Source organism: Sphingomonas sp. BAUL-RG-20F-R05-02, assembly GCF_022662305.1.
Lineage (GTDB): Bacteria > Pseudomonadota > Alphaproteobacteria > Sphingomonadales > Sphingomonadaceae > Sphingomonas.
The window spans coordinates 402478-422119 of the sequence record NZ_JAKNQH010000001.1; the positions used below are offsets into that span (position 1 = coordinate 402478).

The 19642-nt window shown below is 65.1% G+C and carries 21 protein-coding genes; 6 read left to right on the forward strand and 15 right to left on the reverse strand.

Annotation, left to right across the window (positions count from 1 at the left end):
* Window position 1: 1 nt before the first annotated feature.
* The 7 genes from L8F97_RS01885 to L8F97_RS01915 all read right to left on the reverse strand — a co-directional run bounded on the left by L8F97_RS01885 (window position 2) and on the right by L8F97_RS01915 (window position 5027).
* Window positions 2-586, reverse strand: a complete 585-nt coding sequence (locus tag L8F97_RS01885; RefSeq protein WP_242146298.1) for a CC0125/CC1285 family lipoprotein — start codon at window positions 584-586, stop codon at window positions 2-4.
* 146 nt (window positions 587-732) lie between these two features.
* Complete coding sequence (locus L8F97_RS01890; RefSeq protein ID WP_242146299.1) at window positions 733-1008, reverse strand: HPr family phosphocarrier protein; 276 nt, start codon at window positions 1006-1008, stop codon at window positions 733-735.
* On the reverse strand, window positions 1005-1412 hold the full coding sequence (locus L8F97_RS01895) for a PTS sugar transporter subunit IIA (protein WP_242146300.1): 408 nt from the start codon (window positions 1410-1412) through the stop codon (window positions 1005-1007). The genes L8F97_RS01890 and L8F97_RS01895 overlap by 4 nt, the downstream gene beginning before the upstream one ends.
* Before the next feature lie 16 nt (window positions 1413-1428).
* Window positions 1429-2367: an RNase adapter RapZ gene (gene rapZ / locus L8F97_RS01900; protein WP_242146301.1), complete on the reverse strand. Its 939-nt coding sequence runs from the start codon at window positions 2365-2367 to the stop codon at window positions 1429-1431.
* The gene (locus tag L8F97_RS01905) at window positions 2364-2786 is read right to left on the reverse strand and encodes an HPr kinase/phosphorylase (RefSeq protein WP_242146302.1); all 423 of its coding nucleotides are present in this window, start codon (window positions 2784-2786) and stop codon (window positions 2364-2366) included. The genes rapZ and L8F97_RS01905 overlap by 4 nt, the downstream gene beginning before the upstream one ends.
* Window positions 2783-4351, reverse strand: a complete 1569-nt coding sequence (locus tag L8F97_RS01910; protein WP_242146303.1) for a sensor histidine kinase — start codon at window positions 4349-4351, stop codon at window positions 2783-2785. Before L8F97_RS01910 ends, L8F97_RS01905 begins: the two co-directional genes overlap by 4 nt.
* Window positions 4320-5027, reverse strand: coding sequence for a response regulator transcription factor (locus L8F97_RS01915; protein ID WP_242146304.1), 708 nt, complete (start codon window positions 5025-5027; stop codon window positions 4320-4322). The genes L8F97_RS01910 and L8F97_RS01915 overlap by 32 nt, the downstream gene beginning before the upstream one ends.
* 246 nt (window positions 5028-5273) lie before the next feature.
* Here L8F97_RS01915 and guaB point away from each other — a divergent pair, with 246 nt between their 5' ends.
* The 3 genes from guaB (at window position 5274) to L8F97_RS01930 (ending at window position 8623) form a co-directional block, all read left to right on the forward strand.
* On the forward strand, window positions 5274-6731 hold the full coding sequence (gene guaB / locus L8F97_RS01920; RefSeq protein WP_242146305.1) for an IMP dehydrogenase: 1458 nt from the start codon (window positions 5274-5276) through the stop codon (window positions 6729-6731).
* Window positions 6732-6898: 167 nt separating this feature from the next.
* Window positions 6899-8092 (forward strand): RsmB/NOP family class I SAM-dependent RNA methyltransferase, encoded by a 1194-nt coding sequence (locus tag L8F97_RS01925; RefSeq protein WP_242146306.1) that lies wholly within the window; start codon window positions 6899-6901, stop codon window positions 8090-8092.
* 27 nt (window positions 8093-8119) lie between these two features.
* On the forward strand, window positions 8120-8623 hold the full coding sequence (locus L8F97_RS01930) for a tetratricopeptide repeat protein (RefSeq protein WP_242146307.1): 504 nt from the start codon (window positions 8120-8122) through the stop codon (window positions 8621-8623).
* Between the two features lie 37 nt (window positions 8624-8660).
* Here the strand turns inward: L8F97_RS01930 and rsmA are convergent, their stop codons facing one another.
* The 4 genes from rsmA to L8F97_RS01950 form a co-directional block, all read right to left on the reverse strand.
* Window positions 8661-9482: a 16S rRNA (adenine(1518)-N(6)/adenine(1519)-N(6))-dimethyltransferase RsmA gene (gene rsmA, locus L8F97_RS01935; protein ID WP_242146308.1), complete on the reverse strand. Its 822-nt coding sequence runs from the start codon at window positions 9480-9482 to the stop codon at window positions 8661-8663.
* The gene (gene pdxA, locus L8F97_RS01940) at window positions 9479-10474 is read right to left on the reverse strand and encodes a 4-hydroxythreonine-4-phosphate dehydrogenase PdxA (protein ID WP_242146309.1); all 996 of its coding nucleotides are present in this window, start codon (window positions 10472-10474) and stop codon (window positions 9479-9481) included. Before pdxA ends, rsmA begins: the two co-directional genes overlap by 4 nt.
* A gap of 16 nt (window positions 10475-10490) precedes the next feature.
* Window positions 10491-11828: a peptidylprolyl isomerase gene (locus L8F97_RS01945; protein WP_242146310.1), complete on the reverse strand. Its 1338-nt coding sequence runs from the start codon at window positions 11826-11828 to the stop codon at window positions 10491-10493.
* A gap of 128 nt (window positions 11829-11956) precedes the next feature.
* Complete coding sequence (locus L8F97_RS01950) at window positions 11957-14194, reverse strand: LPS-assembly protein LptD (protein WP_242146311.1); 2238 nt, start codon at window positions 14192-14194, stop codon at window positions 11957-11959.
* 227 nt (window positions 14195-14421) lie between these two features.
* On the opposite strand from L8F97_RS01950, the gene L8F97_RS01955 reads away from it, so the two are divergent.
* From L8F97_RS01955 to ndk, 3 genes are all read left to right on the forward strand, one after another.
* On the forward strand, window positions 14422-15894 hold the full coding sequence (locus L8F97_RS01955) for a leucyl aminopeptidase (RefSeq protein ID WP_242146312.1): 1473 nt from the start codon (window positions 14422-14424) through the stop codon (window positions 15892-15894).
* Window positions 15895-15913: 19 nt separating this feature from the next.
* Window positions 15914-16354, forward strand: a complete 441-nt coding sequence (locus L8F97_RS01960; protein ID WP_242146313.1) for a DNA polymerase III subunit chi — start codon at window positions 15914-15916, stop codon at window positions 16352-16354.
* 130 nt (window positions 16355-16484) lie between these two features.
* Entirely contained in the window at window positions 16485-16907 is a 423-nt protein-coding gene (gene ndk, locus L8F97_RS01965; protein ID WP_242146314.1) for a nucleoside-diphosphate kinase, read from the forward strand.
* Window positions 16908-16948: 41 nt separating this feature from the next.
* On the opposite strand, the gene L8F97_RS01970 is transcribed toward ndk, so the two are convergent.
* From L8F97_RS01970 to purM, 4 genes are read right to left on the reverse strand one after another with little or no spacing between them, the layout of a single operon-like run.
* The gene (locus L8F97_RS01970) at window positions 16949-17575 is read right to left on the reverse strand and encodes a hypothetical protein (protein WP_242146315.1); all 627 of its coding nucleotides are present in this window, start codon (window positions 17573-17575) and stop codon (window positions 16949-16951) included.
* On the reverse strand, window positions 17572-17949 hold the full coding sequence (locus tag L8F97_RS01975; protein ID WP_242146316.1) for an MmcQ/YjbR family DNA-binding protein: 378 nt from the start codon (window positions 17947-17949) through the stop codon (window positions 17572-17574). The genes L8F97_RS01970 and L8F97_RS01975 overlap by 4 nt, the downstream gene beginning before the upstream one ends.
* Window positions 17946-18512 carry a phosphoribosylglycinamide formyltransferase gene (gene purN, locus L8F97_RS01980; protein WP_242146317.1) on the reverse strand — a complete coding sequence of 189 codons (567 nt, stop codon included), beginning with the start codon at window positions 18510-18512 and terminating at the stop codon, window positions 17946-17948. The genes L8F97_RS01975 and purN overlap by 4 nt, the downstream gene beginning before the upstream one ends.
* A gap of 28 nt (window positions 18513-18540) precedes the next feature.
* Window positions 18541-19632: a phosphoribosylformylglycinamidine cyclo-ligase gene (gene purM, locus L8F97_RS01985; protein WP_242146318.1), complete on the reverse strand. Its 1092-nt coding sequence runs from the start codon at window positions 19630-19632 to the stop codon at window positions 18541-18543.
* Window positions 19633-19642 lie beyond the last annotated feature (10 nt).

Below are 19642 nucleotides of genomic sequence, written 5' to 3' on the forward strand. Positions count from 1 at the left end.
GTTATCGTTTGCCGGGTGTCGGCAACACGATTGTCGGACCGAGATGTTGAAGGACATCGCGCGCATCGAATGCGTGAATGTTGCGCTCCGGTTTCGGTCCGAGGCCCATCACGATTTCGGCATGCGCTTCGAACTGCTCGATCGTCTGGACGTCGAGGCCCTGATCCCAGAACGGACCGCCCCAGAACGGATCCCAGCTACGCCATCCAAAACCACGACCACGATACCGCCAGCTTGGACCCCAGCCGCCATACAGGCCGCCGGCAAAGGGCTCGGGTGTCGCGAAGGTGTGGGTGCTCTTGTCGGTGCCGCGATCGGCCAACACAAAATAGTCAAAGCCGTGCTGCACCGTCAGTTCGGCGGCCCGGTACAGCAGATATCGCTCGACGGTGTCCCGCGGCGTGTACCCGTTGCCGGCAAAGCTTACCATGAAGCGGTTCGCCTCGATCTGCCGATCGCTGTAGCCGGTGCGTTGGGAGGCGGTGGCCGGGCGGTAGGTGGTCTGCGTCGCACAGCCCCCGGCAAGCAGTGTCGCCGCCAGTAGCGCGCCCGTTGCCGCGCGGCGCAAGGTTCGAGTTTTCAACATGGGGAGCCTCCAGTTCCACGCGCTCGCGTCGAACGACGGCCGCCGCCGTCGGAGGACAGAACGCGTCGGTCAGCATACGACTGAGAGGCGTAAAGTCTCGTGACAAATGCGACAGCTACGCCTGCGCTCCGGCGCAACGGTGCGGCTCAGTCCTCGCCGAAACGCCCCTCGACGAGTTCAACCAGGGCGCTGACCGATTGCTCGGCACCTTCGCCTTCGGCATGAATGACGATCGTGTCGCCCATCGCCGCGCCAAGCATCATCAATCCCATGATCGACGTGCCCGTCACCGATCCCGACCCATCCTTTTCAACCGCAACCTCGCACGGTTGAGTTGATGCCAGCGTCACGAACTTGGCGCTTGCGCGCGCGTGCAACCCACGTTTGTTGGTTATCAGGACGGTTCGGGTAACCTGGCTCACGCCGCCGCTTCTCCCAGCACTTCGGATGCAACCGATATGTACTTGCGGCCAGCTTCGCGCGCTGCGGCGACCGCGTCCACTACTTTCATGGCTTTGCGAGCAGATTCCAGCCGGATCAGCATCGGCAGGTTGATGCCGGCGATCACCTCGATGCGGCCGCGCTCCATCAGCGAGATCGCGAGATTGGAGGGCGTGCCACCGAACAAGTCGGTCAGCACGATGACGCCACGCCCGACATCAACGGTCTTGATGGCTTCCGCAATGTCGTTGCGACGCGCTTCCATGTCGTCATCCGGCCCGATCGCAACTGTAGCGACGTGATCCTGCTTTCCAACGACATGCTCCATCGCGGTCACGAATTCGTCGGCAAGCCGGCCATGTGTCACCAGTACGAGCCCGATCATCGCGCAAACCCGATCATCAATCCTGTTTCCCGTCCCCGTCGGCTGCCGCATGGGCCCCTTCAAGCGAGTCTTGCGGCGCTGCGGCAAGATCGCGATGCAGGACCGTGGGGGAAAAACCGGCGTCACGCAACCTTGACGCCACCCGTTCCGTGACGTGAACGGAGCGGTGTCTCCCCCCAGTACACCCGAATGCGACGGTGACGTAGGATTTCCCCTCCGCCCTGTAGCGTGGCAGCAACAGCAAGAGCAGCGATTCGATCTGCCCGACCGCGGCCGCGTAGGCTGGATCGTCGGCGACATAAGCGCTCACGTCGGCATCCAGCCCGGTGCCGGGGCGGAGTTCCGGCACCCAGTGCGGATTACGCAGAAAACGCATATCGAACACGAGATCGGCCCCGCGCGGAATACCGCGTGCGAAGCCGAACGACATCACCTGCAATGTCGGCTCGCCCAGCCGCTCGCCTGAAAACGTGGCGCGGACCTGCTGGGCCAGTTCGTTGGCGGCAAGATCGGTGGTGTCGATCAGCCGGTTCGCCCAGCTTCTGAGCGGTGCGAGCAACTCTCGTTCGCGTGCAATGCCGTCCGATGCCGGCCGGTCGAGCGCAAGCGGATGGCGACGCCGCGTTTCCGAATAGCGCCGCGCGAGTTCACCGCCCGCGCAATCGAGGAACAGCGTGCCGATATCAAGATCATGATCCTCACGCAGCGACTTGATCCGCGCGACGATCTTGGCGGGGTCGAAATCGCGGGTGCGTGCATCGATACCGATCGCAAGCGGCTGCGACGAACCGTCCGCGCCCTCCGGCAGCGGAGCGCTCAGCAACCGGTCGAGCAGCACCAACGGCAAATTGTCGACGATCTCCCAGCCGAGATCCTCCAGTGTGCGCAGCACGGTCGATTTGCCCGCGCCCGACATTCCGGTGACGAGTAGGATATCCTTGCGCTCGTGTGTCATGCCGCCTCGTGTGTCGCGCTCTTCAACGCCAGTTCAATCTTGATCGTTGCCGACGCCTCACGAGAATCGCCCCGCAACAGCGGAATAGCAAGTCCGGTAAGTTCCTCGATCAGCCCGGCCTCCGGCATGCGTTCCACCGGTTCGCCAAGCCGCACTGCGAGTGCGACCTGTGCCTGCGCCACGAACGGCAGGGTGACGATGCCAATACCGCGCACCTCGATGAGGCCGGCGATGGTTGCGGGTGCAGACGCGAACAGGAGACCGTGTGCGGTACTCAGTTCAGTCTGATCGTCGCTCACCAGCACCGCGCCGCGATCGATCAGCCGTAGCGCAAGGTCGGATTTCCCGCTGCCCGAGGCGCCGAGCAGCAGAACCCCGCGCCCGTCAATCGCCACGCAGGTGCCATGCACGCGCGTCACGTCTGCGAGCCGAGTGGCAGACGCACCACGAACCGCGCCCCGTGCAGCCGATCGTCTCGCGCCTCGACGTGGATCGTGCCGTGGTGCGCCTCCACGATGGTACGGGCGATGGCGAGGCCCAGTCCGGAATGCTTGCCGAACGACTCGTCAGCCGGCCGGAACGAGTTGAACCGGTGGAAGATCGTCTCGCGCGATTCCTCTGGCACGCCCGGACCTTCATCCTCGACGCGGATCACCACCTCGCCCGCTTCGACCATCGCCGAGAGAACGATCAGACCGTGCTCGGGCGAGAAGGATACCGCGTTGGTAATCAGGTTCTCGAACACCCGCTCCAGCCGCGCGCCCTCGCCGGCGATGATCAGCGGTGTCGCCGGCGGACGATCGAACCGCAGCGCCACGTCTCGCTCCAGCCCGCGCTCCTCATGCTGCGCGATCAGCGCGGCGATCAGCGCGCCGAGATCGACGCTTTCGAACTTCGCGCGGCTGAGCTGCGCGTCGAGGCGCGAGGCCTCGGCTATGTCGGTGATGAGCCGGTCGAGCCGGTGCACGTCGTCACGGACGATCGCGAGCAGCCGCTGTTGAAGCTCCGGATCGTGTATGCGCGACAGCCCGTCCACCGCGGACCGCAAAGATGCGAGCGGATTTTTCATTTCGTGCGTCACGTCCGCCGCGAACGCCTCGATCGCGTCGATCCGCGCACGCAGTGCAAGGCTCATGTCGGAAAGCGCGCGGGCGAGCATGCCGATCTCGTCACGGCGCGAGGGGAGGCGCGGCACCACCACTTCCCGCGCCCGCCCGAGCCGTACCCGCACGGCGGCGCGCGCCAAACGTCGCAGCGGGCGGACGATAGTGCGTGCGAGGAACAGCGAGAGCAGCACCGACACGATCGACACGATCGCCAACACCACGCCAAGCCGGAAACGCTCGACCCGCACCGTCTTGGTGATGTCGCGCGCGTTGATCGTCGTCATCACGACGCCGACGCCGGGTACCCGCGCGGCAGCGGTGATGACCGGGGTGCGATCGGGCGCTCGCCATACGTTGGCGGGGGCGGTGCCGGTGGTGCGCGCGATGCGGACGACCGGCCATTCGTTACCGCTGCGAAGCTCGCGGTACAGGGGCGGCCGAGGCGCCGCCACGACCGTATCGATCACCGCATCGAGGAAACGCGCCGCTGTCAAACCCCAGCCTTGCTTGTCCGGATCGGCCAGCACGAAATTGCGGAGCCCGAGCGCCTGTGTATCCAGCACCGGACGCGCTGCGTTGTCGTACAGGCGTATCCGCGTGCCGGTATCGCGCCCGAGCCGGACCGCCACCGCCGCCCGTTCAGGGAGGTCGACCGCACCCATCGCCTCCGCAATCAGTCGCGCCTCCCGTTGCGCCTGGGCGACCCGGCTGTCGACGATGCGACTGCGATAGGAATCGAGATAGAAGAAGCCGCCCGCCAGCAGCGCCAGCGCGAAGACGTTGACGAACAGGATGCGCGGCGTGAGCGAGACCCGCGCGGACCAGCGTAACGTCAGTTCGCGGTCTTCACTCCTCGGAGAAGCGATAACCGGCACCATAAAGCGTTTCAATCGCGTCGAAATCGGGATCGGTCTGGCGGAACTTGCGCCGTACGCGTTTGATGTGGCTGTCGATCGTGCGATCGTCGACGTAGATGTCATCCTGATAGGCGGCATCCATCAACTGATTGCGCGTCTTCACCACGCCCGGCCGCTGCGCCAGCGCTTCCAGGATGAGGAATTCGGTCACGGTTAGCGTCACGTCGCCGCCGTTCCATGTGACCTTGTGCCGCGACGTATCCATGGAAAGCCGGCCGCGAACCAGCACCGTCTCGGCCGGATCGGCGCTCTCTGACGCACCGGGATGCGAGGCTTCGCTACGCCGCAGGATCGCGCGGATGCGGGCGATCAGCAGCCGCTGCGAGAACGGCTTGGCGATATAGTCGTCCGCCCCCATCGCCAGGCCGAGCGCCTCGTCCAGCTCATCGTCCTTCGAGGTGAGGAAGATCACCGGCACCATACTCTTCTCGCGCATCCGCCGCAGCAGTTCGAGACCGTCCATGCGCGGCATCTTGATGTCGAAAATCGCGAGGTCGGGTGGGTTCTCGATCAGCGCCTTCAGCGCCGTCTCTCCATCCGAATACACCCGCGTCAAAAATCCCTCCGCCTGAAGCGCGATGGAGACGGAGGTGAGGATGTTGCGATCATCATCGACGAGCGCGATCGTAGCCGTCATCGGCGGAAACCTTCATTGCTGGGCGTCTGCGTTAATGCAAAGCGGAGCAGTGCTCAACCACCGCGCGAACTGGGCGTGGAGGATCGCGGCGACGTGGCAGACGCACGGGCCGGGTCGAAGCTGTGCGGTGGCGCGGGCGGCCTGCGTGAACAAACCTCGACGCCACACCCCTAGCGCTGGCGAGGGCCGTTGTTTACATGGACCGCCACGACTCGCTTTTCCCCTTCGCGCAGGACACGGCACTCCATGGACATTCGCCTCGGCCTCACTTTCGACGATGTCCTGCTGTATCCGGCCGAGAGCGATATCGTTCCGTCGCAGACGAACACCGCGACGCGACTGACGCGCGGCATCGCGCTCGACATTCCCATCCTTTCCTCGGCGATGGACACCGTGACCGAGGCCGACATGGCGATCGTGATGGCGCAGCTTGGCGGCATCGGCGTGCTTCACCGCAACCTCACCGTCGAGGATCAGGTCGCCGCGGTCCGCGCGGTCAAGCGGTTCGAGAGCGGCATGGTGGTCAATCCGATCACCATCGCGCCGTCCGCCACGCTCGCGGAGGCGCAGGCGATCATGAAGCGCCACAAGATCAGCGGTATCCCGGTGGTCGAGGCGAACGGCCGGCTGGTCGGCATCCTCACCAACCGTGACGTGCGCTTCGCCGAAAATCCCGCGCAGCCGGTCGCCGAGTTGATGACGCACGACAATCTCGCCACGGTTTCCCCCGGCGTCACCTCCGAGGAAGCGCGCCGGTTGCTGCACCAGCGCCGTATCGAGAAGCTGATCGTCGTCGACGACGCCTATCGCTGCATCGGCCTCATCACCGTCAAGGATATTGAGAAAGCGGTCACCTACCCGAACGCCACCAAGGACGGCACCGGGCGCCTGCGGGTCGCCGCCGCGACGACCGTCGGCGACAAGGGGTTCGACCGGACTGCCGCGTTGATCGACGCGGAACTCGATCTCGTCGTGATCGACACCGCGCATGGCCATAATCGCGACGTCGCGCGCGCGGTTGAGCGGGTCAAGAAGCTTTCCAATTCCGTGCAGGTCATCGCCGGGAACGTCGCCACGGGTGAGGCGACACGTGCGCTGATCGACGCGGGCGCGGACGGCATCAAGGTCGGCATCGGGCCGGGTTCGATCTGCACCACCCGCGTCGTGGCCGGCGTGGGTGTGCCGCAGCTGACGGCAGTGATGGATTGCGCCGAGGTTGGCCAGAAACTCGGCGTGCCAGTAATCGCCGACGGCGGCGTTCGTACGTCGGGCGATATCGCCAAGGCGCTCGCGGCGGGCGCATCGTCGGTGATGATCGGTTCGCTGCTGGCCGGCACGGAGGAGGCACCGGGCGAGACGTTCCTGTATCAGGGCCGCGCCTACAAGAGCTATCGCGGCATGGGTTCGGTCGGCGCAATGGGACGCGGGTCGGCGGATCGGTACTTCCAGGGCGACATCAAGGATCAACTCAAGCTGGTACCTGAGGGGATCGAGGGGCAGGTCGCCTATAAGGGGCCGGCACGTGACGTCATCCATCAACTGGTCGGCGGCATCCGCGCGGCGATGGGCTATACCGGATCGGCGACGATCGAGGATCTGCAGCAGCGCGCCCGGTTCGTGCAGATCACCGGGGCAGGTCTTCGCGAGAGCCATGTTCACGACGTCACGATCACACGTGAGGCGCCCAACTATCCGACGCGGTAGGGCAGGCTGGTCCGATTGTACCTTCCTGCCGCGTCAAGCGGTAGCAAGCTCAGGGCGGCCAGACCGTTGATGTGCATGGTGCGCAATTTACGCCGACTGTGGTGGCGCGGTTGCGGCAGGACGAGCGTGGCAATCGCCCAACCCTCTTCAATCGTCTGGACGAACCGATGACACCCGCCGCTCGTACGCAAGCCGCCATCGACTTGCTCGACCAAATCATCACCGCCGCACGCGCAGGTGGTGCCGCAGCCGATACGCTGATCGCGCGCTACTTCGCCAGCCGGCGCTACGCCGGCTCGAAAGACCGGCGTGCGGTGCGCGAACTTGCTTATGCCGCGATCCGGCTATGCGGCGAGATCCCGGCGAGCGGCCGTGCCGCAATGCTGGCGCTCGCCAACACTCAGGTCGAGATCGCCGGACACTTCTCCGGGGAGGGGCATGGCCCAGCGCCTGTCAGCGCGGGTGAGATTCCCGCAGCCATCGGCACCACTCCGGCCTGGCTTGGCGAGGCGTTGAACGCGTCCGGTATCGATGAAGCGGAACGTGCTGCGCTGATAGCGCGGGCACCGCTCAATGTTCGGATTAACCGATTGCGGGTTAAAAGCGTTTCGATAGAAGGCGCGGGCGTCGTGCCGGGCCTCCCCGATGCGTTGCGGCTTCCGAGCGGCACCAACGTCGAGACCCTCGAAGCATGGCAGACCGGCGCGATTGAAGTGCAGGATGCGGGCAGTCAGATTGTCACATCGGCGGCGCAGGCCTTGCCCGGACAACACGTCGTCGATCTTTGCGCGGGCGCAGGCGGCAAGACGCTCGCCCTCGCAGCGGCAATGGCGAACACCGGTGAGATCCTCGCCACGGACAGCGACCGTGTGCGGCTCTCGCGACTTGCGCCGCGCGCTCAGCGTGCCGGTGTGTCGATCGTCACCACCCGGTTGCTCGACCCGAACCGCGAGGCGGAGGCGTTGACCGATTGGGCGGAGCGGGCCGATTGCGTGCTGATCGACGCGCCCTGTTCGGGTACCGGCACATGGCGGCGCAACCCCGAAGCACGCTGGCGGCTCACGCCCGACCGGCTCGCGCGGCTGGTCGAGACGCAGGCGCGGCTGATCGACGTCGGTGCCGCGCTGGTGAAGCCGGGCGGTGCGTTAGTCTATATCGTATGTTCGCTGCTCGATGGGGAAGGGGCCGCGCAGGCGGCGCGCTTCCTCGCCGCCAATCCAGACTGGAGGGCCGAGCCGCTCAAGCTGCCAGCCGGTCGCACGCACGGCGCAGGCACGCGGTTGACGCCTGCGCACGATGATACCGACGGCTTTTTTGTCGCACGTTTTGTTCGCATGGCCGCACATCGCGTGCTACCCTAACGCATTGTGCCGAAGCTGGAGCTGATCATGCGCTATCTGCCCGTCGCCGCTGCTGCCGCGATGACGCTGCTGACGATATCGACTGCGGTACAGGGTCAGCGGCCCGACAGTGTAATCGACGCGCGCTCGTCGGCTTGGGTCGCAAAGGGCAAGGCTGCGCAGGCATCCGGTGATCTGGGCGGCGCCACTGACGCGTTTGAGAGTGCGCTCGCGATCGACCCGCGCAATCGCGAAGGTTTCATCGGGCTTGGCGAGATCGCTCGAGTGCACGATCTGCCTGGCAAGGCGATCCGCTACTACCGCGAGGCGCTCGAGTTGCAGCCGGATGACGTGGCGGCGTTGACGGAACAAGGTGAAGCGCTGGTCCAGCAGGGCGCCGTCGACCGCGCCAAGGGGAACCTCACCAAACTGCGCGCGATTTGCAGCAAGAAAGCCTGTCCGGAGGTTGCTCAGCTGACCGCCGCGATCGCTAAGGGGCCGCCTGTGGTAACAGCCTCCGTGACGTCGGCGGCCAGCGCCACGAAGAACTAGCGCCTGTTCGTTACGCGGGCAGGCAAGGCTACGGTGTTCACGACCCGACCTTGGCTGCCAAGGAGGCAAACTCCGCAACCGAAATGGTTTCCGCACGTCGGGCCGCGTCTATGCCGAGCGACTCCAACGCGGCCAGTGCGCCGGCGACCGGCTTCAGACTCTGACGCAGCATCTTGCGACGCTGACCGAACGCAGCCGCTGTCAGCCGCTCGAGCACGCCGAGGTCAACACCGTGCGGCGCATCGGCGGGCACGATGTGGACGACCGCCGACATGACTTTGGGTGGCGGCGTGAAGGCCGAACGGTGCACCGGCATCGCCAGTTTGGCGGTACTGCGCCACTGCGACAGGATCGCGAGGCGGCCGTAGGCATCATCGCCGACGCCGGCGACGATCCGCTCCGCGACTTCACGCTGGAACATCAACGTCAGGCTCTGCCACCAAGGCGCCCAATTCGTGCTGAGCCACCGTACCAGCAGCGCAGTACCGATGTTGTACGGCAGGTTCGAGGCAATGTGCGGCTTGCCTTCGAACAGCGATGCCGCGTCTATCTCCAGCGCGTCACCCTCGATCACGCGTAGCCGGTCGGGGTAGGCTTCGCCCAGTTCGGCAAGCGCCGGAATGCAGCGATGGTCCCGTTCAATCGCGGTCACCCGCGCACCCGCCGCAAGCAGCGCCCGCGTAAGGCCACCGGGGCCGGGGCCGATCTCCAGCACTTCGGCGTCGGTCAGGTCGCCGGGAACGCGCGCGATGCGAGCGAGCAACTGCGCGTCGAGCAAGAAGTTCTGGCCAAGCGCCTTGCTCGCGGCAAGGCCGTGGCGCGCGATGACATCGCGCAGGGGCGGCAGATCGGGGGTCACGCCGTCGCTGCCGCGCGCCGTGTCGCCGCATCTGCCGCCATTGCGATGGCGGCGATCATTGCGCCTGGCTCTGCGATGTTCTGGCCGGCGATGCCGAAGGCGGTGCCGTGATCGGGCGAGGTCCGCACGATCGGCAGGCCAAGCGTGATGTTCACGCCCTCATCGAAGTGCAGCGTCTTGATCGGGATCAACGCCTGATCGTGATAACAGCACATCGCGGCATCGTAGCCGGCACGGGCGCGCGCGTGGAACATCGTGTCGGCGGCGAACGGGCCGGTCGCATCGATCCCCTCGCTACGCAGCAACTCTACCGCGGGGATCAGGATATCGATTTCCTCGCGGCCGATCTTACCGCTCTCCCCGGCATGCGGGTTGACCCCCGCGAAAGCGAGACGCGGGTTGAGAATGCCGAAATTGCGCATCAGGCCGCGCGCGGTCGCACGACCCTTGGCGGCGATCAGCTCGATCGTAAGCTGCCCGGGCACCGCGCTCAGCGGGATGTGGGTGGTGATCGGTACGACGCGAAGGTCCGGCCCGGCCAGCATCATCACGGCGTTCTCGCCGGCGATACCGCACCGCTCCGCCACGAATTCGGTTTGGCCGGGGTGGGTAAAGCCGATCTGGTACAGTTGAGCCTTCGAAACAGGCGCAGTCACCAACGCGCCCGCTGCGCCGGACCGCACCAGCCCTTGCGCGAGTTCAAGCGCGTGCAGCGCACATCGTGCGCCATCGACATCTGGGTGCCCCGGCACAATCTCGCCGCCATCGGCGACGCCCAGCACCGGAAGTCCGCGGTCGAACGCAGCCGCGGCTTCGGCTGGTTCGCGAATGTGACAGATCGGTCCGGGCCATACCGCCTGCACCGCGCGCGCGTCCCCGACCGCGAAAAACGGCGGCAGCGCACGCCTCGTCCGCTCGTCCCATGCCTTGGCGATGATTTCCGGACCGATACCGGCCGGATCGCCCATCGACACGGCGAGCGGCTGGATCATCGGCGTAGCTCTCAATTCAACGATATTCGATGATGGCGTCACGGCGCAGATCGCGCAACATCTGCTGCGCGCGGCGGTTGACGCGCTGCTGCTCCATCTGGTCGCGGATCTGGTCGACACCCGGCAAAGCGGTATTCATCTTGGGATCGTCACGCCCGCAAAGTACCAGCGCGCGCACGCCGTCCTTCTGCGATCCGAACGGGGGGGTAGCCTCACCGACCTGCAGTTTCAGAAGAATGTCCTGAAGCTGGGTCGGCAGATCGCGGATCTTCACCGCGTCGTTGTCAACCACGTCCGCACCGATCGCGCTGGCGACCTTGGCGACGCCGCCACAGCCGTGGATGCTGCCAAGTTCCTTGGCGAACTGCGCGACCCGCGCGTTAGCGTCGGCCTGGGTAAGGCCCGCGGCGAACTTCACGCTCACCTGCTTGAGCGAGAGGCGGGCATCACGTGGGTCGGCTTCCAGCACCTTGCGCTTGTCCACCAGATACAGGATCGAAAATCCGCCTGGAACCTCGATCGGTCCGGCAATCTGACCGACCTGCATCTGCTTCGCGGCTTCGACGAGGCTTTGCGGCAGGGCGCTGAGCTGGCTTTGCGACAGCCAGTCGAGATCGCCGCCAGTGCTACGCGTCGAGGATTCCGAAAATTGCGCGTAATATTCAAACGGCTTCGTGCCCTTTTGAATATCCGCGATCATCTGCTTTTCCTGCTCGAAAACCTGCTGCTGGCGTTCTGGCGAAGCGGAAAGATAGATTTCCTTGAGATGATATTCTTCGCTGCCCTTGTTCTCTTCCATCCGCTTGAGGATCAGCTTGATCTCCTCATCGCCCACGTTGACCATCGGCTCGACGCGACGGCGCAGATAGCCGCTCCACGCCAGTTCCGCCTCGATCTGGCGGCGCAGCGAACGGTCCGACGAACCCGACTGGCGCAGGAACGCGCGGAACTCGGCGGTGGTCTTGCCGAAATTGGCGGCGACGCGGTTGAACGCCTGATCGATCTGTTCCTTGGAGATCGTCACCTCGTTCGCCTTGGCGTCTTGAATCTGGAGCGTCTCGTCGATCAGCGAGCGCAGCACCTGGAGCTTCAGCCGCTCCTTGTCCTCGTCGCTGAGCTTCAACTGGTTCGCGGCCATGATGAGCGCCACGCGCTGGTCGACATCGGTGCCGGTGATGACACTGTCGTTGACGATCGCGGTCGCCTTGCGGACGTTTGGATCGACCTTGCCGAAAATCTGCAGATTGCTCGGGATATTGAGCGAGGTTTGTGGTGTGCTGTCGTCAGCGACGGTCTGCGCGATCGACGACGCCGTCATCGACATCGCCGCGAGCGCGACACCGGTATATCCCATGATGCGGCTTAAACGGGCCGCCTTGATCGACGCATGCTTCACTTGATCACTGTCCCATCCCCGCGCGGAATCGCGCCCGCGGCACCGCGCGGCACTCGTAAAATCGTCGATCGCACCTGAACCATCGCTTAGCGGCCAAGGTTCTTGAACGCCAGCGTCAACAGGAAGCTGTTGCCTGCTTGCGCATCGCCGGTGTTCCGATAATCGCGCTTCCACGTCAATCCGAGGCGGAGGCAATCGTCCTCATACTGGAAACCGAGCCGGTGGCGGACCGGGCTGAAGCCGTCGGCGATCGATAGCGGATCCTCCTTCCGGTCCGTCAAGTCGACCACAGTCGAGCCGAACACCGACCAGAACCGTGTGACCTGCACACGACCGCCGACCCGGGCCTCCTCACGGTCCTGAAGATCCTCGATGATCGGCCTGATGTTGCGGTTGAGGCGCAGGTAGCCAAGTAGCAAATACGTACTGCGCGAGCCGATCGTCGCATCCACCTCGTTGCGGCGTAGCGCGAACGTGTCCTTGTCGAGCCGGTAGCGGAAGGCCAGCGAGAAGATGTCATGGAAGCGCACGTCGGTCCGTCCGACGATATCCGAGAAACGGTCGGTCAGCCCGGTGCCATCGAGAAACAGGCTCGGCCGTTGGTCCAGCCGGTAGCTTTGGCCGATGTTAGCGGCGATCGACAGGCCGGGCAGATCTACCGCCCAGTCCGCGCCATAGGTGATGCGGCTCGAATCCTCGAAGCGATCGTAGCCGGGGAAACGGTTGAGCGCGAACAGATTGGAATCCTCGAGATCGATCGCGCGTGCGTCCTCGTTCGGGATATTGATGTTCGCGATCTGCGGCGAAGCGACGATCTGGACCCGCGGAGTCAATCGCTGCGTACCGCTGAGGAAGGTGCCAATGAAGGGCCACTTCACGTCCACGGCAAGCGCACCGATCGCGCGTGTCTGCCAACCGTCGAGCCCGCGATAGCTGGCGATATCGGTCGAGCCGACGTCACTGGCGTGATAGACGTCGCCGCGACCAAAGGCCGTGAACGTGACCTCTTGACCCCAAGGCGTCAGCTTGCGCAGATCCCATTGAAAGCTGGCGAAAGCGCGCTGCGTATCCTGCCCTTCGGTCCGCGATATGGCGAGGCTGTTCGCCTGCAACGATACCTTGCCGCCGAGGATGCCGTCGTTGAAGCGATAGCGCCAATCGATCTCAGGCAGCGCGATCGGTTGCTGACCCTGACTGTCGTTGGCGCGCAGCGTCTGCACGTACCAGCCGGTGATCGCAAAATACGCATTGGGGCTGATCCGCTCCAGGCTGGCGGTCGAACGCAGTCTGTCGTCGCGCGATATGTCGTAGCGCCGCAGGAACGTCTTGTCGCTGGCGTAGCGCAGCGATCCCGACAGGCTCCAGTTTTCGCTAAGCTGAAAGTTCGCGACACCGTCGACATAGCCACGCAGCGCGCTTTCGGTGGAAAGCGGCGCGGTGGTTTGCAGGTCGTCGCTGCGCCGGCTGACAGTCACATAGCCGCCGATCCGGTATGCACCGTGATCGGTCAATGCGCTGAAGTCGGTGTGCAACATCGGCGCGGTGGCAGTGAACAGCATCGGCGTCACGACGAGACTGCGGCTCGGGCCAAGCGCGACGTTATAGGGTTGCGCGATCTCGAACCCGTTGACCCGGTCGTACCGCGCATCGGGCGCTAGCAGGCCGCTCTGGTTGCCGCCACCCACCGCGTTCGAGAACGCCGGTAGCGGCAACGTAGGCAAGCCGAACAGGTTTATACGCGCGCCCTTGTAATAGATGCGCTGCCGGTCCGGCCGATACGTGACGCGTACCGCGGTAATCTTCCACGACGGCTCCTTCGGGCAGCCGCTCGACGTAGCGACCGCGCACGGCGTGTAGGCCGCGTCTTCCATCGTAACCGTTTCGTCGGGTGCGCGTGTTCCCTTGCGCGCGGCAAGACGGCCGCCATGTTCGAGAACGATCAGCATGTTGTCGACCACGCCGTCCTTCAGCGAATCAGTCAATTCGATCGAATCGCCATAAGCGGTGTCGCCGCCGGGATTGGTAACGACGACGTTGCCGTTGGCCATGACCTTGCCGGTTGTGTGGTTCCAGACCACCTTGTCCGCGCGTAGCCGGTCGCCCGTGCGGTACATGCGGACATCGCCGGTGGCGGTGACGGTGTCGTCGCTACCTTCGTAATCAAGCGAATCCGCACTGAACTGAACCTGATCGGCGCTCGCGCTCGGCGTCGCGGATGGCGGCGGCGGGGCGATGGCGCGTGTTTGCAGATCCTGCGCGTGCGCTCCGGCGATCGGGACGGCAAACGGCAGCGCGCAGGTGGCAAGAAAGAAGGAACGCTTCACGTCGGCACTGAACCCCGGTGTCCGCGCGAATGGCGGTGAATGATGCTGCCCTATCGCACCGGCGCGGCGATGCTGCAACGGCACTGCTCACGAACGGCAGACGGGTCATCGTTTCGCTTTGCGCCGGCTGCGTTTGCATGCTTGCGCCAGCACGCGTGTTGCCGCGCCCGGCCACCCTCCCTAGATACGATGGTAGATACAATGAACATATTTGAGGCTTCGTCCGCATGAAGATCGCGTTTTCCGCCGCAACTCCCGATGCCAACACGCCGCTTGCCCTGACGATCGAGAAGGACGGTCTTGCGCGCCTCGCCTCGTCCACGCTGGACGTCGCCACGATCGCTCTGGCGCAATCTGCGGCGCGGGCGAGTCGTTTCGAGGGGGAAGCGGGCGGCGTGGTCGAGCTGTTCGTCGCGAACGGCGGGGAGGCACGTCGCTTGCTGCTGCTCGGCGTGGGGGCGGGAAGTGAGGTTGATTACGAACGTGCAGGCGGTGCTTTGACGGCGAAACTGCTTACCTCAGGCGAGACGGCGGTGGCGTTGGACCTCGGCAATTCGGCGCCGACGCCAGCGGCGGCCGCCCGCCTGGCTGCTGCCGCCACGCAGCGGGCGTGGCGGCATGACGCCTATCGCACGACCCTGCCGGCCAAGAACAAGCCGACGCTGAGCAGCATCACGCTGCACCGAGCGCCCGGTGGGGCCGACGCTGCGTGGGCGCGACAGGATGCGATAACGCAAGGTTTGGAACTGACCCGGACGCTGGTCGCGGAGCCTGCCAACATCCTCTATCCGCAAAGCTTCGTCGATCGTGTGCTCGCCTCCGTCGAGGGATTGGGGCTGGAGGCGACGGTACTCGGCGAAGCGGAGATGCGCGAGCTTGGCATGGGGGCGCTGCTGGGCGTCAGCCAGGGTTCGCCACGCGAAGCGAAGATCCTCGCGCTGAAGTGGAACGGCGCAGGTGCTGGTGACCCTGAACTGGCGCTGGTCGGCAAGGGGGTTACGTTCGACACTGGCGGCATCTCGATCAAGCCCGCAGCCGGCATGGAAGACATGAAGTGGGACATGGGCGGCGCGGGCGCGGTGGTCGGCGCGATGAAGGCGCTCGCTTCGCGCAAGGCCAAGGCCAACGTCATCGGCGTTTGCGGTCTGGTCGAAAACATGCCCGACGGTAACGCGCAGCGTCCGGGAGACGTGGTGACGTCGATGTCGGGTCAGACGATCGAGGTCATCAACACGGATGCAGAGGGCCGGCTGGTGCTGTGCGACGTATTGACCTGGGTACAGCGTACGCACCGCCCGAAAACGATTGTCGATCTCGCCACGCTGACCGGCGCGATGATCGTCGCGCTCGGCACCGAACACGGCGGCTGCTTCGCCAACGACGATGCACTTGCCGATCAATTGCTCGCCGCAGGCAAGGCGACCGGCGACCTGCTGTGGCGCTTCCCGCTGGCCGACGCGTACAACAAGCTGATCGATTCGCCGATTGCCGACATGAAGAACGTCGGCCCACGCGGCGCCGGCTCGATCACAGCCGCGCAGTTCCTCCAGCGTTTCGTCGAGCCGGGAGTGCGGTGGTCCCACCTCGACATCGCCGGCATGGTCTGGTCCGACAAGGCGGGCGCTACCTATGACAAGGGCGCGACCGGATACGGCGTGCGGCTGCTCGATCGATTCGTCTCGGATCATTTCGAGGGCTGAACGACGGGGAAGGGGCGGCGTGAAGGTCGATTTTTACCACCTGACCGTCACACCGCTCGACCGCGCCTTGCCGCAAATCGCGGAGAAGGTGCTGTCGAGCGGTGGCCGGCTGCTGATCGTTGCAGGAAGTGAAACGCAGCGCGGTGTGCTCGATCGTTTGCTATGGACGTACAGTCCGGAGAGCTTCCTGCCACATGGCCAGGCGGGTGAAGTAAACGACGCGGATCAGCCGGTGCTGATCACGGCCGTCGCCGATGCGGGTAACGGCGCGCGCAATATCGCGCTGGTGGACGGCATGTGGCGCGATGCCGCGCTTGAATTCGAGCGGGCGTTCCATTTTTTCGACGATGATCGCATTGTCGAGGCGCGTGCCGCCTGGCGCGCGCTTGGCGACAAAGCGGATGTGGAGCGGCGTTACTGGAAACAGAGCGACAGTGGTCGGTGGGAGCAGGCAGCTTAGCCGTGTAACCGAACAGCGGCGGGCGGGTCGCGCTCCTGCGGAACTGGCACGTCCCGCCGCTTGCATCGCCAAGCGCGCACGACTAGGGAGCCGCGACTTCCCGCATTTCAACCACAGGAGCTTCACGGTCATGGCCGCGAACCGCACTTTCTCGATCATCAAGCCCGACGCAACCCGCCGCAACATCACCGGCGCGGTCACCAAGATGCTGGAGGAAGCCGGCCTGCGCGTCGTCGCCTCCAAGCGCATCCACATGAGTCGCGAGCAGGCCGAGGAGTTCTACGGCGTTCACCGCGAGCGCCCGTTCTTCAACGATCTGGTCACGTTCATGATCTCCGGCCCAGTCGTCGTGCAGGTGCTGGAAGGCGAGAACGCCGTGCAGCGCAACCGTGACATCATGGGCGCGACCAACCCGGCCAACGCCGATGTCGGCACGATCCGCAAGGAACTCGCCGAATCGATCGAGGCGAACTCGGTGCACGGTTCGGACAGCGACGAGAATGCCGCGACCGAGATCGCGTTCTTCTTCAAGCCGGAAGAGATCGTCGGCTGATCTGAGTATTTGCGATCCCCGGCCTATGCCGGGGATCGTTGTTACGAAGCGACGGGCTTCGGCTTTTCCTTCGACCATACCGCATCGAGCCGCGCCGCCGAGGCGGTCCGCTCGCGCAGCAGCATGCCTTTCAGCTTGAGCGTATGACCGCCGAGCAGCTTGCCCTCGATACTCCACACCACATCGTAGATCGCCGTATCGGTACGCTGCTGGTCGCCATCCCAATAGGTTGCGCTCACCAGCACCGGCAGGCGACCGTCGCGCTTGTCCGATCCATCCTTGGTGGCGTCCACCAGCGCATCCTTGATCCATGCCGCTTCGATATGCGGCGTGAGGATGCTGGTCTGCGCCGCGACGCCGAGTGCCCTAGGGAAACGAATGTCTACGCTTTGCACGTCGTGCTCGGCATCTTTGAGCGCGAGACTTTCACCGCCATGCTCGGGCGTTGCGGACAAGCGGACGAGGGAGCGGGTGCGCGCCTCGGTAACTTTCTCGACCTGCTTCTCGTGATCGTCGTTGCGGCGTTCCGAATAGGTCAGCCACAGGCCGGTCGCCGAGATCAGCAGTCCGGCCACGGCCACGATCTCCGCCAGCGTTACCCAGCGCTTACGGATCGCCCGCGCCTCCGCACGTTCGTTGGCGTTCGGCCCTGGTCCGGTACCGCTCACCGGCCGCCCGCCTCGAGCAGATCGCGCGGGGCCGCCAGTTCCCAACTCACCGCGACGCGATCGCCCACGCGGTCCCAATCGGTGGCGGCGCCGCTCAACCGTATCGCTATCCAGCCAAAGGCGGCGAGTTCGCCGGGTAGGCTATAAAGCTCCGGCTCGCTGTCGATTAGCATGCGCTGTTCCTCGGCGCCGGTGGTGCGGACCACCGCAACCGTCTCGCCATCGCCGTGATGATCGTGCCAGAAATAGGCGAACATCTTGTCTTCCGCGACGACGAACACGGGTGCGCGATGCGACACGCGCTCAGCGGTACCCGGCATCGCGAGGCAAAGATCGCGAAGGCGGGCTAGGGCGGTTTCGGCGTCTTGGGTCATCGCGATACAAACTCGGCCAGAGTGCGGGGATACAGACGGTGTTCCTGTTCGAGCACGCGCGCGGCAAGCGCTTCGGGCGTGTCGCCGGGCAGGATCGGCACCTCGGCTTGCCCCAGCACATCGCCACCGTCGAGTTCTTCGGTGACGATGTGGACCGAGCAGCCGCCGTGCGCGTCCCCCGCCGCGATGGCGCGGGCGTGCGTGTCGAGGCCCTTGTACTTGGGCAGCAGCGAGGGGTGGATGTTGACGATACGACCGCGCCAGCGCGCGACGAAATCATCTGAAAGGAGGCGCATGTAGCCCGCCAGTGCGATCGTCTCGACCTGCGCCTCGCGCAAAGCGCTGTCGAGGGCTGCTTCGTATGCAGGCTTGCCGACATTCTTGGGGGCAAGCGCCCAGGTGGCGAGACCCTGCGCTTGCGCCCATGCGATTCCCGCAGCGTCCGGCTTGTCGCTTGCGATCAGCGCGACGTCGTAGGGGGCGTTAGGATCGCGTGCGGCCTCGACCAGCGACATCATGTTCGAGCCGCGCCCGGACAGGAGGATGCCGACCCGCCGCTTCATAGGGCCGGCGCCACCGGGACTCTTCCCCTCAGGCATTGTGCGTCGCCGACCACGCTTCCCGCGCGCTCCACGTTTCGATCCGGCCGCTGACCGTGCAGCCCCGTTCGCCAGCGACGATCTCACCAATGCGCAGCACGGTTTCGCCCGCGCCTTCCAGCATCGCGGTCACGTCGGCCACCGCATCGGCGGCGACCACCACCGCCATGCCGACGCCGCAGTTGAAGGTGCGTGCCATTTCGCCGGGTTCAATGCCACCTTGTGCTTGCAGGAACGCCATCAATCGCGACTGTTCCCAATCGTCGGCATGGATCATCGCGTGCGTCCCATCGGGCAGCACGCGCGGAATGTTTTCGAGCAGGCCGCCACCGGTAATGTGCGCCAGCCCCTTGATGCGCCCGACGCGGAGTGCGGGCAGCAGGCTCTTCACGTAGATGCGGGTCGGCGCCATCAGCGCGTCGATCAGCAGCGTATCCATGTCGAACAGCGCGGGACGGTCCAGCTTCCAGCCTTTGTCGGCGGCGAGGCGGCGCACCAGCGAGAAGCCGTTGGAGTGTACACCCGAGGAGGCGAGGCCGAGCACCACGTCTCCAGCCGAGATCTCGCGCCCGGTCAGCACCCGATCGCGCTCGACCGCACCCACGCAGAAGCCGGCGAGATCGTAATCGCCGGCTGCGTACATGCCCGGCATCTCGGCGGTTTCACCACCGATCAACGCGCAGCCGGCCTGTAGGCATCCGTCCGCGATCGATGCGACGACGCGTTCGGCGACGCCGGCCTCAAGTTTGCCAGTCGCATAATAGTCGAGGAAGAACAGCGGCTCCGCGCCCTGAACGATCAGGTCGTTGGCGCACATCGCGACGAGGTCGATGCCAACGCCGTCGTGGCGGTCATGCTCGATCGCCAGTTTCAGCTTGGTGCCGACGCCGTCGTTGGCGGCGACCAGCAGCGGATCGACGAAGCCCGCCGCCTTCAAATCGAAGAAACCGCCGAAGCCGCCAAGGTCCGCATCCGCGCCCGGACGACGGGTGGCTTTCGCCAGTGGCGCGATCGCGCGGACGAGCGCATTTCCGGCCTCGATCGAGACGCCGGCCTGCGCATAGGTGTAAGGTTTGTCGCTCATGAACGCCGAG